General features: G+C 68.5%; 16 protein-coding genes. 1 reads left to right on the forward strand and 15 read right to left on the reverse strand.

Annotated features, from left to right (window positions below):
• The 14 genes from MFF64_RS19520 to MFF64_RS19585 form a co-directional block, all read right to left on the reverse strand.
• Positions 1-961: hypothetical protein (locus MFF64_RS19520; protein WP_238192043.1), on the reverse strand; the 961-nt coding region annotated here is incomplete at its 3' end.
• A 9-nt stretch (positions 962-970) separates the two neighbouring features.
• Entirely contained in the window at positions 971-1,213 is a 243-nt protein-coding gene (locus tag MFF64_RS19525; protein ID WP_238192045.1) for a hypothetical protein, read from the reverse strand.
• Complete coding sequence (locus MFF64_RS19530) at positions 1,210-2,619, reverse strand: hypothetical protein (protein WP_238192048.1); 1,410 nt, start codon at positions 2,617-2,619, stop codon at positions 1,210-1,212. Before MFF64_RS19530 ends, MFF64_RS19525 begins: the two co-directional genes overlap by 4 nt.
• Before the next feature lie 8 nt (positions 2,620-2,627).
• Positions 2,628-3,644, reverse strand: coding sequence for a hypothetical protein (locus MFF64_RS19535; protein ID WP_238192050.1), 1,017 nt, complete (start codon positions 3,642-3,644; stop codon positions 2,628-2,630).
• 9 nt (positions 3,645-3,653) lie between these two features.
• The gene (locus MFF64_RS19540; protein WP_238192051.1) at positions 3,654-4,319 is read right to left on the reverse strand and encodes a hypothetical protein; all 666 of its coding nucleotides are present in this window, start codon (positions 4,317-4,319) and stop codon (positions 3,654-3,656) included.
• A gap of 3 nt (positions 4,320-4,322) precedes the next feature.
• Positions 4,323-4,745 carry a hypothetical protein gene (locus MFF64_RS19545; RefSeq protein WP_238192053.1) on the reverse strand — a complete coding sequence of 141 codons (423 nt, stop codon included), beginning with the start codon at positions 4,743-4,745 and terminating at the stop codon, positions 4,323-4,325.
• Positions 4,746-4,753: 8 nt separating this feature from the next.
• The gene (locus MFF64_RS19550; protein ID WP_238192055.1) at positions 4,754-5,947 is read right to left on the reverse strand and encodes a hypothetical protein; all 1,194 of its coding nucleotides are present in this window, start codon (positions 5,945-5,947) and stop codon (positions 4,754-4,756) included.
• 4 nt (positions 5,948-5,951) lie between these two features.
• Positions 5,952-6,962, reverse strand: coding sequence for a baseplate wedge 1 family protein (locus tag MFF64_RS19555; protein ID WP_238192057.1), 1,011 nt, complete (start codon positions 6,960-6,962; stop codon positions 5,952-5,954).
• Positions 6,959-8,395, reverse strand: coding sequence for a baseplate J/gp47 family protein (locus tag MFF64_RS19560; RefSeq protein WP_238192059.1), 1,437 nt, complete (start codon positions 8,393-8,395; stop codon positions 6,959-6,961). Before MFF64_RS19560 ends, MFF64_RS19555 begins: the two co-directional genes overlap by 4 nt.
• 9 nt (positions 8,396-8,404) lie before the next feature.
• Entirely contained in the window at positions 8,405-8,755 is a 351-nt protein-coding gene (locus tag MFF64_RS19565; protein ID WP_099900853.1) for a contractile injection system sheath initiator, read from the reverse strand.
• The gene (locus MFF64_RS19570) at positions 8,755-9,402 is read right to left on the reverse strand and encodes a hypothetical protein (protein ID WP_238192061.1); all 648 of its coding nucleotides are present in this window, start codon (positions 9,400-9,402) and stop codon (positions 8,755-8,757) included. Before MFF64_RS19570 ends, MFF64_RS19565 begins: the two co-directional genes overlap by 1 nt.
• Positions 9,403-9,428: 26 nt before the next feature.
• A complete protein-coding gene (locus MFF64_RS19575) occupies positions 9,429-10,295 on the reverse strand; it encodes a baseplate hub protein (RefSeq protein ID WP_238192063.1) in 867 nt (288 codons plus the stop codon).
• Entirely contained in the window at positions 10,292-10,597 is a 306-nt protein-coding gene (locus MFF64_RS19580; protein ID WP_238192065.1) for a phage baseplate plug family protein, read from the reverse strand. Before MFF64_RS19580 ends, MFF64_RS19575 begins: the two co-directional genes overlap by 4 nt.
• Positions 10,598-11,401, reverse strand: a complete 804-nt coding sequence (locus MFF64_RS19585; RefSeq protein ID WP_238192067.1) for a phosphoenolpyruvate carboxylase — start codon at positions 11,399-11,401, stop codon at positions 10,598-10,600.
• 104 nt (positions 11,402-11,505) lie between these two features.
• Here MFF64_RS19585 and MFF64_RS19590 point away from each other — a divergent pair, with 104 nt between their 5' ends.
• Positions 11,506-11,895 carry a hypothetical protein gene (locus MFF64_RS19590; protein ID WP_238192070.1) on the forward strand — a complete coding sequence of 130 codons (390 nt, stop codon included), beginning with the start codon at positions 11,506-11,508 and terminating at the stop codon, positions 11,893-11,895.
• 9 nt (positions 11,896-11,904) lie between these two features.
• Here MFF64_RS19590 and MFF64_RS19595 read toward each other — a convergent pair whose 3' ends face one another.
• Positions 11,905-14,364 (reverse strand): phage tail tape measure protein, encoded by a 2,460-nt coding sequence (locus MFF64_RS19595; RefSeq protein ID WP_238192071.1) that lies wholly within the window; start codon positions 14,362-14,364, stop codon positions 11,905-11,907.
• Between the last annotated feature and the right edge of the window lie 4 nt (positions 14,365-14,368).

The raw sequence follows: 14,368 nt of genomic DNA on the forward strand, positions 1-14,368 counted from the left end.
ACCGCCGGCCGATGCGGTCCGTGCGCAGCGCGCGCGCCCGCGCCTCGCCGCGCTCAGAGACCCACAGAAGGCGCTCGCCCCGCGGACCGAAGAACCCGCCGAGCGCCGCATTGTGCCCGCGCGGCAGGCGCAGGCGCCGCGCGCACCAGTCCTGCATCGCATTGAGGTAGGCCAGCCGCTCGCCGCGAGGACCAAACAAGCCGCCGGGCGTATGGGCGTGCGCGGTGGCCACCCGAAGAACCCGGGCGCAGACCTCCAGACGGCTATTGACCCACAGAAACCGCTCGCCCTTCGGACCAAAGAGCCCGCCGACGACCTCGCCATACCGGCGCGGTACTCGTTCGAGTCGCAGGCGCCGCACCAGCCAATCGCCCTGTGTCGACAGGCGCAGGAGAGAGACGAGGGCGCCTGCGCTGGTGCGGCCGGCTACCGCCCACCACGGAAGCGTGCCGTCGGGGCGGAGCTGTACCTCGGCGGTGCGGGCATCGGTGGCCTGACGCGCGGCGACCTCAACGCTGAGCCGCGCATCGACGGACGGCAGGGTGGCGGTCGAGTACCGAGCCCACGACCCTGATCCGCTCGGGCCCGACTTGCGGTAGCTACCAGCCTCATCCCCGGTCAGTACCTGAGCCGTCGCGCCGTCGGGCGGAGTGAGGTTGGCGGTCAGTTCGGCGAGCGTGGCGTAGGACAGCGAGCCGGAGGCCTGGCCGGCCTCGACGGCTGCCACGCGATCAGCGATCGGCTCAACTGCCGCGGCAAGCTCGTCGGCCGACACCGCCTCCTCGGCGATTTCGGCCAGGCGCGCCGCGATGTCGGCCTGCGTGGGGCGATCAAGCAGCGCCTGGGGTAGCGGAACAGCCCCATCGCCGACCGGAATGGGGATTCGAGCGAGGAGCTGCGCTGCCGACTCCCTGGCGGGGCGCCCAGCCTCGTTGATGCCGCGCAGCAGGAAGTCGGCCATGTCGGTCTCTCACTTCGTCTCGGGCGAGGGGGTCGGGCCCGCTTTTGCCAAGTCGAGCTCGCGCCGCAGCCGGGCAGCCTCCGCCTTCGCAAGCGCGAGCTGCGCGTTCGCCATCACCGCCTGATTGAGTGCCTGATCTCGCTGCACCTGCATCGCCTGCAGGGCGGCGCCGAGAAATTCCGGTGAGGGCTCCTCGGCGCGTGCGGCGGCGGAGACCAGGAGCCCGACCGCTAGGAGAGCGAGGCGCGTCACAGGCAGGCCCCCGCGCTGGTCTTGACGTAGACGGTGCCTGCTGTGTCGACGCACAGCGTCCCCTTCGCCGCTCCAGCCGCAGTCGGCAGCCCGGGCGCCGCAAGCGGGCCGCCCACCTGCACGGCCCCGGCACCCTTGCCCTTGAGGTTGAGAGGAATGTTCGCGTCCGGGCCGACCGGCTCCAGGCTCGGGCCGAACCCGACCCCGGCCGCCGTCACCCGCGCCCCGTTCGCGCCGTCCGTGACGGAGACGAGCTGCAGGACGCTCTGACCCTGGCTCGTGTACTGCATCGCCCCGCCCGCGAACGACCAGCAAGCGTCGAACACCTTGAAGCAGGCTTTCTGCTCTTCGCTGGCGACGACGGCGAACCGTGCGTCGTCGCTGGCGGTATTCAGGCCGACGTGGTGCTTTCCGGCGACGGTGATCGCGTTGTAGGCCGAGGTGTTCAGGGCGAGGTCGTTGTCACTCGCCATGTTCTCGCCCTGGAACAGGACGCCGTTGGCGACCATGGCGTTCTGCCAGGTCGCCGCGACGGGCGAGGCGTAGTTCGGAATGGCTACGGCGGCGTCGACCCGGTCAGGGTTCACGTAGGTGACGCGGTAGAAGATGTCGCCGATCTTGAGCCGATAGGTGGCGCGAGTGAACGCCTCGCCGGCCATCCGCATGACGACGCCGTTCGCCACTGTCACGGAAAGGTTGCGGGTCTGCGTCGTGCCGCCGCCCGAGTACAGCCACGCCGTATTCGCGTATCCGCCAATACCATTGAAGTACATTCCCGAGGAAATGCACCCCATGCCCGGGTAGCAGTTCTGATTGAAATTGTTCAGATCATACTCGACGCCCCAGGTCTGCACCGGGCCGGAACCCGGGGCGATGTGGATGTCGACGTTGTGGCCCCAGGTCGAGGGCGGCTTCTCGCCGTTCGGGCCGGGGCGTTGCCGTACCGAGATCAGCTGGCCGGTCGTGTTGGTGTTGTCGAGTCCCGCGGCGCTCTGGGCGCCGCCCAGGACGTCGAGGTTGATGATCATCCCATTCTGTTCTCGGTCGAGCGCCCCGCTCGACTGCGCCTGGACCATGAGCGGTGCGAACAACTTGCTGTTCGGGGTGCCGTCCGGGTTCTGGTTGGTCCCGCGAGTCAGGTTCGTTCTGATGTCTTGGCCGGGGGCCACGAAGACACCGAAGCAGGTGGGCTCCCAGCTTTTGGTGCCGTCAGTCGCGTAGGCGCCGGTGGTCGAGGCGCAGCCCGGGCCGACCATGAGGCTGCCGCGATTGAGGGTACGGCCGCCAACGTCGAGGCTGTCGAGGTCCAACCCACCATAGCGGCCCGCCTTGGCGGGATCCCAGGCGGCGGCGGGCGCGATCAGGAAGCCGAGCACCGCGGCTGCCGCGAGTAGCGAGCGAAACATGGGTGTCCTCACGAGACGGCAAGCAGGTTGGTCGAGCGCCACAGGGCGCCCGACGAGACGGGAAGGAGCACCGGCAGCCCCGGCACGGTCGCGGCGAGCCAGAGGGCCAGAGCCGATCGGGTCGCGCGGAGGAGAGGCGACCCCGACGTGGGCAGCGGCCTCGCCGGGTAGGGCGTGCCGTCGGCGTTGGGCGCGAGAGCCGGTCGCCCGTTGTTGAGCCAGAGCACGCCCGCGAGGGTCGGCGGATCGCGCGGCAAGCTGCGCAGAACGCGAGGGACGATGACCGGCAGAAGGGCCGCGATCGGATCGGCCGCGCCGGTGTCGTAGGGTGCGGTGTACGGTGAACCGTCGGAATTCGGCGATAGCGCTACGAGGGTTTGGTTGCGCCAGAGGACGCCCGGCTGATCCGGCGGCTCGATGGCGTAGGACGCCACCACGTCGGTCAGCGCCTGCAGCAGCACGCTGCCGATGGCGTCGAGCGTGATGAGGGGCGTGATGACCTCTGCGATGTCGATCGCCAGGTCGAACGTGTCGGGCCCGGTGCCCACGCCGACCTGCTGCGCCCAGCCCGAGGTGCGCGGCGTGCTGGTGGGCGCACCGTAGTCGGTGAGGAAGATAGAATCGCCCGCGGTCCAGGCCGCACCCGAAACGCGGACGCGCCCCGACTTGCGCAGCGTCACCACCGAACCCGCGGCCGCTGCGCCATCGAGGTACCCGATCGCCACGCCCGCGGCGGATGCCGGGTCGGCCGGCGCGGTGGCGCGGGCCTGTCCAGAGCCGACGGCGGCCGCGAAAATCCCTCCCGGCATGTCGGTAGCGGCGACGAGGGTTACCGTCGTTTCGGCCGAGCCAGCGTTCGCGAGCATGGCCGCGAAATCGGCCTCGCTGCCCGCATAGCCGCCAACCTCCACGGCGATCTCATAGGCGGACCGCCCTTCCTCGCCCCGGCCTCCGGTCAGTCCGGGCTGACCGCCAATAGGGATGACGATCGGCTCGCCGGCCGCGTTCTGGGTCAGAAACGGCATGTTGTCGCCTCAGGGCAGGTAGGCCACGCCGTCCACGTGCTCGAGGTTGCCGAAGTAGGCGCTCTTGCGGCGACCGTCGGCGAGAGCGAGCAATTCGTAGACGTAGGATCCGGGCGGAAAGCGCGCCGGCGCCATCGCGGCGGCAAGAACGAGGAGAGTCGGCACACCAGTGCCCCGGCCCGGGATCAGGGTCTGCAGAGCGTTGCTGGGCGCCTGGGAGGCGGCTTCCAGCGTGACCACCGGCGACGCCTGGCTCTGCCGGATCTGCAAGACGTACTCGATCCCGGTGTCGTCGATCGGCTGTGCGGTGGGCTGGACGCCCCAGGCGTCGCCGGCGACGAATGGAACGTCGCCCGGAGTCAGCGTGAGGGTCAGGCCGCCGACCGTCACGGGCACCCCCGCCATTCCTCGGCCGATCGGCGCTCCGCCCGGGGCAGTGACGCTGAACAAGAACACGCCACCGGTGGCGCTCGTCACCGTGACGAGGTGCGGCCCCAGTTCGGCATAGGCCGCGACGCCCGAGACAACGAGGGTGCCGTTGCCGCGATTGTCGACCCCTGCCACGATCGCGGCGGGGCCGGCCCGGACCAGCGGGAATGCGTCCGTCCAGTCCTCGCTCGCCGAGGTGCGCAGATCCTGCCGGCGCGGGAGGATTGAGAGGATCTGGGTGGGCATCGCTCAGACCGAGGCCGCCAGCAGCTCGGCGGCTCGCTCGGCACCGAACATCTCGACGGCCGCGGCGCGGAGGTCGGCGAAGTCTGGATCCTCGGACGAGATGTACTGCGCGGTCTCGAAAATGCGCCGCTTGCGGACCGATTGCGCCGCGAGCGCCGTTTCGATGGCCTCCGCCTCGGCGTCGGTACAGCGCCGGAACAGGTCGGCCTTGCTCGTGATCGTCGGACCCGTAATGGCGGGCGCCGGGGGCGGCGCGACGAACGACCCGTCTTCCTGCTGCACGTAGCCGACCCGCACCGAGGGAGGCGCCTCGACGAATTGCTCGGCATCCTCTCCGGATCCGCAGATCTGCTCTTTCGACAGATCATCCGGGCCGCCCTGTTCGGCCACGACGATGCCGCCCGCGATCTTGACGTAATGTGCCATGACGAGCCTCAGATCTTCAGAGCCTGGACTTGCAGCGACGACTGCGGAGGCGTGGCGGCACCGCTGTCGGCGTTCTTCCAGATGGTTGATCGCACCCGGTAGGCCTTGGTCTTGTCGATGCCGCGGAAGGCCGAACGACTGAGCTGGATCGTGATCAGGCCGTCCGGCTTGGTCGCATCGGACCATTCGAGACGCTGCCAGGCGCCGCCGGCCTCGGACAGCCACACATTCACCTGGTACCCGGCGGCCGTGGTCGGGGCGATCTGCCCGACCGCGACGGTGACGGTCGCGAACAAATTAATGTAGCCAGCCGGGATGTTCACCTCTCCGATGATCGTGTTCGTGTCGGCGCTAGCGCCGATATCACGAACGACATCAGGGACAGCGCCAAGATTGGAATAAAAGAAACTTGTGCCGATGACCTGGGAAAGCGTGTTGTAGATCGTCGTGTTGCTGGCGATGCTGCTGTTGATGAGAGCGACGATCTCGGACGGGCGCATGCCTAGGCTGCGCAAGACGCCGTTGAGAAAGACGGCAAGGAACGGTTGCCCGACCGGCGCATCTCCATTCTGGAGATCGCCGCCATCGCGGCGCTTGAGCGGGATCGGCTCGTAGGAGGCCAGCCGGACCGTGGTTGAGCCGGTGACCGAGACGTTCGGGATGATCTCGAAAACCTGATAGTTCTGCAGCCCGTTCAGCGCTGGCGCGACCGCCGGGATAACGATCTGGTTGGCGGTGCCGCTGGTGTCCGCACCGGCTCTCACCAGGGCGGTCGACGGCACTGCAGCGTCGGTCAGTACGGCGCGCCAGCCGTCGGCATTGATGCCGTCCGGGTTCGTCAGATTGTTGTCGGCGACACTGACCCAGAGGAGCCCGGGCGTGGTCGAGCCGAGCACGGCGCCGCGGGGGTAGCCGCCGATGGCGGTCGCGAAGGCGCTGTCCCACAGGTTGGTGGCGCCGGCAGCCTGCCAGCGCGACCACTGCGTGATTCGCTTCAGGATGCCGTTCATGTCCTGGCCGAACGGCGGGACTCCCCCGCTGCCGACCGGCTGGAAGTTTTTCGGCGGGAACCCGGTCTCGAGGCTCGCCGCGCCGTCGTTGATGCCGACCTGCGACTCCTGGGGGACGTCACGGATGTAGCTCGGGCCGGCCGAGTTGCCGAACGGAACAGGGAATTTCGCGGGGGCCTGGGACTGCTGCATCTCGCTACCTCGGTCGGATGACCACGGCGGCCGCCACGCCGGTCGGCGTCGGCAGGACGCCGCTCTGCTGGACGATCGCGAGTTCGACCTGGCTCAGGGCGAACTCGAACGTGTAGGTGATGGCCGCGTAGGGGTTCGCCTGGCCGGAATAGAAGGGCGCGCGCTGAGCGCTGAGTGCCGGCGACGTCAGGCCCAGGCCCGGGATGCCGTAGAGTGGGGAGACGCCAAACGCCTCGTCTCCCGGCAGGGCCTCGGCGAAACCGACATAGGGGCCCGGGTAGGGTTCCAGCGTGTTGAATCCGAGCGCGTAGCTCGGATGGACTGCGGTGGCCTCAGCGAACCCGAAATAGCTGTCGGGCACCCGCTCGGTGACATAGGCGTTGCCGCGATCCGGGAAGATCCGCATCAGGATCGCGTTGATCGCCGGGATGCCGCCGTCGCAGATGTTGGCCTGCGCCTTGGCGTATATCAGCCGACGATAGGACTCGTCGTTGAGCCGGAAGTTTTCATAGAGGACGCGCCCATCGTAGAACGGCCCGTACTGCGCTCCTGTCTCCGGGTTGGCTTGCTGATTTGGCGCCAGGGGCTGGAACGTGCCGTAGCCGTAGGGCTCGGATCCGGGCAGCGCCTCGGCGAACCCGAGGCAGTCGCCGAAGGACAGCAGCGCGTCGTTGAACCCGGTGATCGTGCCGTCGCCCTGCACCGCCGATTCGGCGAAGCCGAAGAAGCGGCTCGTGACGACCTTGAGGACGCGATTGACGCCGACGATCCGTCCCCAGACGTCGAGGCCGTAGCCCTCGGCGGTGTCAAGGTCCCAGACCTGCCGGTAGAACGCGTCGAGGTTGGGTCGCTGGTCGAGAGCGACCGCCTCGCGCTCAAGGATCGCCGTCAGGATCGGGCTGTTCGCGAATTGCGAGAGGACCGTCGTCCAGACGTCGATCTGTTCGGTGACCGGCAGTTGACCGCCAGGGGCGCTGCTCCGGTCGTGCTGCGGCGGATAGGCGGGCCCGGTCATACCAGGGTGACGACGATGTTCGCGGCCGAGAGCGAGGGAACCTGGTCGATCCCGACCGGCACCCGAAACTGGTCGGGGCGTGCGGCGTAGAGACGGCGGCTCGTGATGGCCGGGTTGGACGCAGAGAGCGCGTAGGTGCCGGCACCGCCGGTGCCGGTCGCCAGCGCGGCGACTCGGGTTCCAGGCAGCACCAAGCCGACGTCGTCGAGGATCGTCTGACCGACCGCGAGCGCGCCCGAGCCCGCGGCGATGACCTGCAACTGCGTCCCGTCGAGCGCACCCCGGAAGGTCGCGGCCGGCACAGTCGAGGCGCCGATGCGGAGCGACACGATTCGCGCCCAGGGCCCGAGGGCCTGGACCGGGTCGTAGTAGCGGCTCGCCAGGATCTCGGCGCCGATCCGCGCGCGCGGGCCACCGTCCTCGCCGGCGAACGCCGCGATGAGCGCGGCCTGCACCTGCTGCGTCGCATCTGAGGGCACGAGCGCCGAGTTCTTGATCTCGACGGCGAACAGGACCGGCAGCGGCCGGGCGTAGTCGAAGCGCACCTCGTAGGCCGGATACGGCGGGCTGTAGCCGGAGGCGGTATCGAGTACCGTCACCGTGGTGCTGCCGTTGGTGCCGCAGCCCGGGCTCTTGCGGGTCCAGATCGCCCGGGCGATGGCGTCGGCCTCTCCGCCCGCGACCGACACGTAGATGCTGTTGCCGGCCAGGGTGTAGCCGCCGACGGTCTGCGGCGCGTTGGTGTCGTTCTGCACCGTGAACGCGTCGATCACGCCGTCCACGCTCAACACCGCGCCGCGCACCGCCGGCAGGTGGCCGGTGGCGTTATGCGCCACCGACTGCCGGCGCCGGATCTCGAAATCAGCCCGCCCCTCGACCGCGGCGCCGAGCACCCCGTCCTGCGGGTTCGTGATCGTGTCCCAGCCAGCGATGGCCTGGTAGATCGTGGAGAGCGCGCCGGCCGGACAGGCGATCGGTCCGGGTGTCGTGCAGGCGAACGGCAGCGTGATGGTGCCCGACGGGCCGATTGTGCCGGTCTGCTGGCAGACGTACAGGTTGTCGTCATCGGCTCGCGCCAGGGCGCCGGCCGGGATCGTGACGCCGTCGAGGCCGATGCACACCGCCTGCACGACGGTCGGCTGCGCGGGCCTCCTCTCGAGGAAGTAGATGCGCCCGATCGCATCCTGCATCCGGCCCCGCGCGTAGGCCGGATCGGTCTGCGACACGTAGAACAGGAACAGGTCGTTGATGTTGCCGATCAGCGCCGCGAGGCTCGTCGCGAGCTGGCCCTGCGGCGTTTTCGGGCCCGGGTTGAGCCCGCCGCCGAATGCCGCCTGCAGATCGGCCATGGCGCCCGCGTACAGGGCGCTCTCGGCCGGCGCGACATAGCCGGTCGGCCCGAGAACCGGGCGCGGGATGGCGGTGCTCGACATGGATGCTCGTCAGAAGCTGGCGGCGGAGAGGGCGCCGGTGCGGCCGGTGATCTGGACCTGCCCGGACAGGCGGCGCCCTTCGAGCCGGGTGAAGAAGGCCTGCGCCTGCACCACGCCCGGCACGGTCAGCGCGGCCGCCTCGAGGTAGGCCCGCACGAGAGACAGCGGGACCTGCTGGCCCAGGATCTGGTCACGGTAGGGCACGCCGTCGGCGGTGTTGTAGTAAACCTCGCCCTGGTAGGTGCGGATCGCGGTCGCGGCATCCTGCGCCATCGCGTAGGGGTTGCTCGCCACCGCGATGTTGCCGGCGGTGTCGAGGGCGAGGTCCCACGCCACCGTGTCGAGGAGCAGGCTACGCATCAGGTGCCCGGGGTCGGCTTATCGGTCGAGGGGTGCTTGTGGCCGGACACCGATACGGAGGTGCCCTTGGACTTCGCGGTGACCTCGCCCGGCGCTTTGATGTTGCCGTCTCGGTCAATCTCGACGCCGTTGAGTTTCCAGCCGCCCTTACCGCCGACCAGAGTGTTCTCGTTGCGGTCCTGGATCTCGACGCCGTCGTCCTTGAACCAGATCCACTGCTTCGGCTTGTCGCCCTTGCGCGGCAGCGGGCCGTGGTAGACCGCGTCCGACATCGAGCCGCGGCGCTTCGAGCCCGGGTTCGCCTCGGCCCAGTCGTTGGCCTGCGCCGAGGAGTGGTCGCGGTCGAGCACCGAGAAGATGCCTACATCGCCGACCCTGGGGTCGTTGATGATGACGCTGTCGCCGCCGATGTTGCGGGTGACCGGGATGCTGAAGACCGTGCCGTGCGAGCGGCTTTTTCCGGCCCCGTTCATCTGCTTGACGATGGGTTGGATGTCGACAATTGGAGGCGAGTCGCGGCCACCGCCATGCACCGCCACGATCTTGGCGGCGAAATGGGTGCGGTGCTCGCCCAGGCCCTGGTCCATGAGGAACCGGTGCAGGTTGCCGTCGCTGCTCGCCCCGACGCGGCTGAGCTGCCCGGCCACGTCTTTGTCGTCGCCCGCTCCGCTACTCATTGCGGCGCCACCCCACCGGTGCGACCCAGGGTGAGGGTCGTCTGCCACTTGCCCTTCGGCACTTCGGCTTCCAGCGCGTAATCGAGGTTCACGATCGTCCAGGTGCCGCAGGCCGGTTTCAGGTCGCTCTCGACCTCGACCTGCCGGCCATACTGGATTGCCGGGTTGAACCGCGCGGTGACCTCGATGCCGGCCTGGTTGTAGGCCGGGTAGCCGATCATGCCGTCGGTCGGCGAGATCTTGACCAGCCCGCCGTTTCGCGACTTGCCTGCCGGCCAAATCGCCAGCGTGCCGTTGTCGATGATCCACTCGATGCCGGCGTGCTTGGCGAGCAGGTGCGCCTGCTGGCGAGCCGAGCCGGGCAGGTAGGGGTTCACGATCTTCGTGTTCACCCCATTGTTCTCGAACTTCAGCTCGGCCTTCTTGGCGATCTGCTCCATCGTCTGCGCGACGTCGGTCGAGCCCTTCTGGCTGGTCACGTCGACAGGCTTCACCGCAGCGAAGAGCCCGGCGAGCGCCGAAATGCGCAGGCAGGTCTCGGGCATGGCCCGCATGTCGGCGAACGCGACATGGATGTTGCCCTCGAACACCATCGCCGGCTGCTGGCCTTCCTCGTAGGCCTTCAGGGTGATCGTGTTTTTCGAGTAGAGGTTCATCTGCGTGCCCAGCGTGGTCAGCTGGTTCATGACCGAGAGCGGCAGGCCGTAGATCGCGCACTCGAGCTGCGCCATGTCGGCGCCGCCGGGCTTGCGGATCAGGGCGACGACGCGGTGGCCTTTGATGTCGGCCTTGTTGCCGCCCGCAGCGTAGGAGCCGGAGGCGAGCGAAATCGACACGTCGATGAACTTGCGGCTGAAGGTCATCGGGCGAGCTCGCCGGCCTCGATGTAGGCGAGCCCGTACCGGATCCCCAGGCCCTCGTAGGTTGGGTCGTCGGCACCCATGGTGTCGATGAAGCAGAGATCGCCGACGAACCCGATGTAGCGGCTGCGCACGATGAGGTTCCGGTCCTGGCACAGGGCGCCTGCGAGCAGCAGGACGTTGGACACGTAGAGGTCGAGGTGCAGCCCGTAGGCCTTCTGGTAGACGTCGATCTGCGCCAACTGGTCGGCGAGAGTCGCCATCAACGTCTGCGACGGCACGGGCCGCAGGGGGATGATCTGCATCTACTGGCCCGCCGGCACGTCGATCGGCTCCAGGGCGATCTCGCCCTGAGCGACGTTGCCGCCGCCGCCCGGGCCGCTTGGGATCGCCGTGTCGGGGATCGGGGCGTTGATGAACGAGCCGGCCGGCACGCCTACCGTGCTGCCGGGGTTGTTGGGGTCGAAGCCGCCCGCGCCGCCTGGCGAAAAGCCGCCGTTCGCGAAGCTCTGATCGTTGACGCCCCCGGCCCCGCCCGTACTTCCGGTCGCGCTCGGGTCGACAGGCTGAACCGTTCCACCGTTCTCCTGTCCGGCGCCGCTCGGCGCTGCGGTCGAGGAGCCCGACCCGCCCGTGCTCGGCGAGGTCTGGCGGATCTCCTGGCACCACACGGCGACGATGAGCAGGCCGGCCCCGGCCTGCCCGGTCCGGCGATAGTCGAGGTGGACGATGTTGACGTCCCGATAGACGGTCTCCGGCGTGACGGCGTCGTAGAGGAGCAGGTCGCCAGCGATGCGGCGAAGCGAGTTGAGCAGCGCCGCGCGCCGCGCCTCGGTGCCGCCGGCCGTGAAGATCAGGCGGACGTCGAAGGGGATGGCGACCTTGTTGAACGACTCGAACGATCCCCGCTCCAGAGGATGATCCGAGACCGCGAAATCGACCTTGTGGTCAAAACCCAGCACGCTCTCGCAAGCCACGACAGACCGGCCCTGGCGATAGAGGCCCCACGGCGGGGCACCACCCGCGCCGCCACCGAAGAGCGGGCCGATGCCAACTGCATCGGCGGCCGCCAGGATGATGTCGCCGCCCGCGCTGGGAGCGAAAGTCACCGGCGGGACGCCATCGACATCTGGAACGGAAACGGGGAAGGGCATATTTGTCTCGGCTCGCGCACCAATTCATTCGGTGCGCGCAGTTGAGGATGACGCTTCAGATGCGACTGTTCGGCCTCGCTCTTGCCGTCCTTGTCTCAGGCCCCGCCGCCTCGGCCGAGATACCTGCTCGCTTCTATGGGGTGTGGCTCCAGGGCGAGCCGGGCAAGCAAACCTGCCGGATCGGAGACTGGGACCGCCGTTTCGATCAGAGCCTCGACGGGATGATCCGAGTGGAGTCGAAGCGCGTCACCGAATGGGAGAGCGAGTGCAGTGTTGATGCCGTGAAACCCGCCACCACAAGGTCTGCGATATCCCTCTCGTGCACCGGAGAAGGGGAGACTTGGAAGCGTCGAGAATATTGGGACGTCGACTACACCAAGAACGGCGACGTTTTGTTGATGTCAAACTCGGAGAAGAGCAGGCCGAGCACCTATGTCAGGTGTCGGTGACGCGCCCCGTCAGGCCTGCCCGTAGTTCGCAGCTGCCGCGAGCGAGCGCCGCTTCAGCGCATCCTCCATATCCCGCGTGATACCGTTCGCGTCGGTGGCGGCCGTGTGCACGTGGACGCCGCCGTTGATGGTGGAGTTGTTGCGGACGCTGGAGCTCGACCGGTTGTCGTTCGAGATCCGCGCCGCCTGCGCCGCCTGGGCATCCCGGGACTGCGTGACGGAGGCCATGGCATTCGGGGAGCCGCGCCACCATTCCGCGGTCTTCTTCTTGCGGGCGGCCAGGCCCTCGCGAAGCGCGCGGGAGACCCAGTCGGGGGCGTTTGCCGTCGAGCCGCCAGCGCCCCATGCGGCCTCCGAGCCGCCGCCGACATGCATTCGGTCAGGCCCCATGTAGCCTGGCCCCGCGCCGATGCCGTTCGCCCCCTCTTTCACGCTTTCACGCAGGAATCTCTCCATGACCGCACGGTCGGCATCGTTGTCGTGTCGTAGATAGCGACGCTTCCCGTCTGGGCCGACCTGGTAGAGCTTGAGATCGGCGGAGCGTCCGTTGTCGTGACGATGGCTGCCGACTCGGTTGGGGCCTGAGCTGTCCTGTCCTCCGCTGAAGATCTCGGCATTCACGCCAGACGCGACGGCCGCCGCCGCCAGCTGCCGCCGTAGCTCGGTGGTGATGGGTTGCGAGCGCGTCGCCCCATGCTGGCGCTGCTCGACCGCACCAACGCCGTTGGCTCCTGGCACGTCACCGGCCGTCTGCGGACCGGTGGAGGCCTTTACCCCGGCCCTTCCGCCGATGCCAGCCCAGTTGCCAATGCCGTTGTTCCTGGCACCGTACCAAGAGCCCCAGCCATTCTTCGCTGCGTGCTCAAGGGCAAAATCGACCTGTTGCTTATAGGTGCTCTTGTCACTTGCATGCAGGCCGGGATGTTTCTTACTGAACTCGTTCCCGAGGCCGCCGCCGTAGTACAGCTGGTAAGGCCCGAACGACATTCCATTGTCGCCGCCGCCGTCTTTCTTGCCGTCCAGCTTGTATCCGCGAAGCCCCTCGGTGTTCGCCACCGCTACGGCGGTGTCGGGGTCGATCCCCAGCGCGGATGCGCGCTGGCGGATGTAGTCGACCACCTCCGGACTGGCGCCGCCTGAGTTGAGCAGATCGGGACGACCGCGCACGCCTGGCTCGCCGCCGACACCGGCCGCCGCTGTTCCTGCCGCTCCCGGCGCTGCGCTGGCACTCCCGCCACCGAACAGCTTCCCCTTCCCCCAGTTCCAGCCGCGCTTGAGAGCGCCCCACATCCCGCCGGGGGCAGCGCCCGACGCCTCGTCGTCCCAGTTCTTCTGAAGTCCGGGCTTTTCGGCGTTGGGCGTGCTCCTGTCGGCGCCGATCGTGCCGCCGACGGCGAGCCCCCCGATTATGGCCCCGAGCAGGCCGCTGCTGCCTGCCAGAGCGCCGCCCGCTGCCACTCGCCCGCCGGTCAGCAATAGCCGCATCGTGCCGAGGACGCGCAGGAACGCGAGCGCCTTGCTGCCCAGCCAAAGCGCAAACAGCGCCTCGGTGATCCGCACCAGGGTCTTCGTCTCGGAGCCGGCGACACCCATGGCGTCAGCGAACTCGCGGAGAAAGGGCACGACGTTGGCCTGCACCCACTCCTTGACCGCCCTGACGATCGCCTGGATGTCCTTGAGCAGCTGCACCAGAACCGGCGACACCGCAGTTAGGATCGTCCGGCCGAAGCTCTCCACCTCCTGGGTCAGGGTCACATAGGCCGTGGATAGGGCCTGCGCCGCCTCGGTGTCCTTCCGGGTCGCGATGCCCAGCTTCTCGGACTCGGCGATCGCCGCCCGCAGGGCCGCACCGCCCTTGACCATGAGGGCGATCGTGCCCTCGTCGAATCCGAGGTTCTTCCCGTAATAGGTCGCGGACGCGATGCCCTGCTGCTCGGCCACCGCCTTCAGGTTGTCGGCGAGGTCGGCGAGGCCGTCCACGTTCTTCTTGTTGAGGTCGATCGTCTTGCCGCCGGCCGCCTGGAGCCGGGCCAGGAACGGCAGGATCGACGAGTCGCCCGTGGTCCTGATCTGCTCGACCTGCTCGGACCAGGTCTGGAAGCTGCGGGCCGCGGCCTGCGCATCGCCGCCGGAGCGCTCCACCGCCTTCGACATGGCGGAGATGAGTTCGGGGGCCCGGCCGATGCTGGTAGAGAGCCGGCCGAGCGCGGCGTCTGCGCCCGTGATGTCCCGGACGAACTGGCCGATGCCGCGACCGGCAGTGAACAGGGCGAAGAGCTTGAGAGCGTTGCGGGCGAGCCGGTCGAACGCCGCACCGGCGTCGTCCATGGCCTTCTCGATGCCCTTGCCCTCTTTCTCGGCCTGTTGCCGGGTCCTGACGAGGGCGGCCGCGGCCTCTTTCTGGCCCTTGGCGAACGCCTTCGGGTCCAGACCAAGTTCAACGACGAGGCGATCGACAACGGTGGCCACGGAT

It is taken from the genome of Methylobacterium frigidaeris (genome assembly GCF_022179185.1).
In the GTDB taxonomy this organism is placed as follows: domain Bacteria; phylum Pseudomonadota; class Alphaproteobacteria; order Rhizobiales; family Beijerinckiaceae; genus Methylobacterium; species Methylobacterium frigidaeris.

What these genes read in the sequence shown, in the direction of transcription:
- MFF64_RS19530 (WP_238192048.1), bottom strand. Translation starts at nt 2,619, where the DNA reads ATGTTTCGCTCGCTACTCGCGGCAGCCGCGGTGCTCGGCTTCCTGATC.
- MFF64_RS19535 (WP_238192050.1), bottom strand. Translation starts at nt 3,644, where the DNA reads ATGCCGTTTCTGACCCAGAACGCGGCCGGCGAGCCGATCGTCATCCCT.
- MFF64_RS19540 (WP_238192051.1), bottom strand. Translation starts at nt 4,319, where the DNA reads ATGCCCACCCAGATCCTCTCAATCCTCCCGCGCCGGCAGGATCTGCGC.
- MFF64_RS19545 (WP_238192053.1), bottom strand. Translation starts at nt 4,745, where the DNA reads ATGGCACATTACGTCAAGATCGCGGGCGGCATCGTCGTGGCCGAACAG.
- MFF64_RS19550 (WP_238192055.1), bottom strand. Translation starts at nt 5,947, where the DNA reads ATGCAGCAGTCCCAGGCCCCCGCGAAATTCCCTGTTCCGTTCGGCAAC.
- MFF64_RS19555 (WP_238192057.1), bottom strand. Translation starts at nt 6,962, where the DNA reads ATGACCGGGCCCGCCTATCCGCCGCAGCACGACCGGAGCAGCGCCCCT.
- MFF64_RS19560 (WP_238192059.1), bottom strand. Translation starts at nt 8,395, where the DNA reads ATGTCGAGCACCGCCATCCCGCGCCCGGTTCTCGGGCCGACCGGCTAT.
- MFF64_RS19565 (WP_099900853.1), bottom strand. Translation starts at nt 8,755, where the DNA reads ATGCGTAGCCTGCTCCTCGACACGGTGGCGTGGGACCTCGCCCTCGAC.
- MFF64_RS19575 (WP_238192063.1), bottom strand. Translation starts at nt 10,295, where the DNA reads ATGACCTTCAGCCGCAAGTTCATCGACGTGTCGATTTCGCTCGCCTCC.
- MFF64_RS19580 (WP_238192065.1), bottom strand. Translation starts at nt 10,597, where the DNA reads ATGCAGATCATCCCCCTGCGGCCCGTGCCGTCGCAGACGTTGATGGCG.
- MFF64_RS19590 (WP_238192070.1), top strand. Translation starts at nt 11,506, where the DNA reads ATGCGACTGTTCGGCCTCGCTCTTGCCGTCCTTGTCTCAGGCCCCGCC.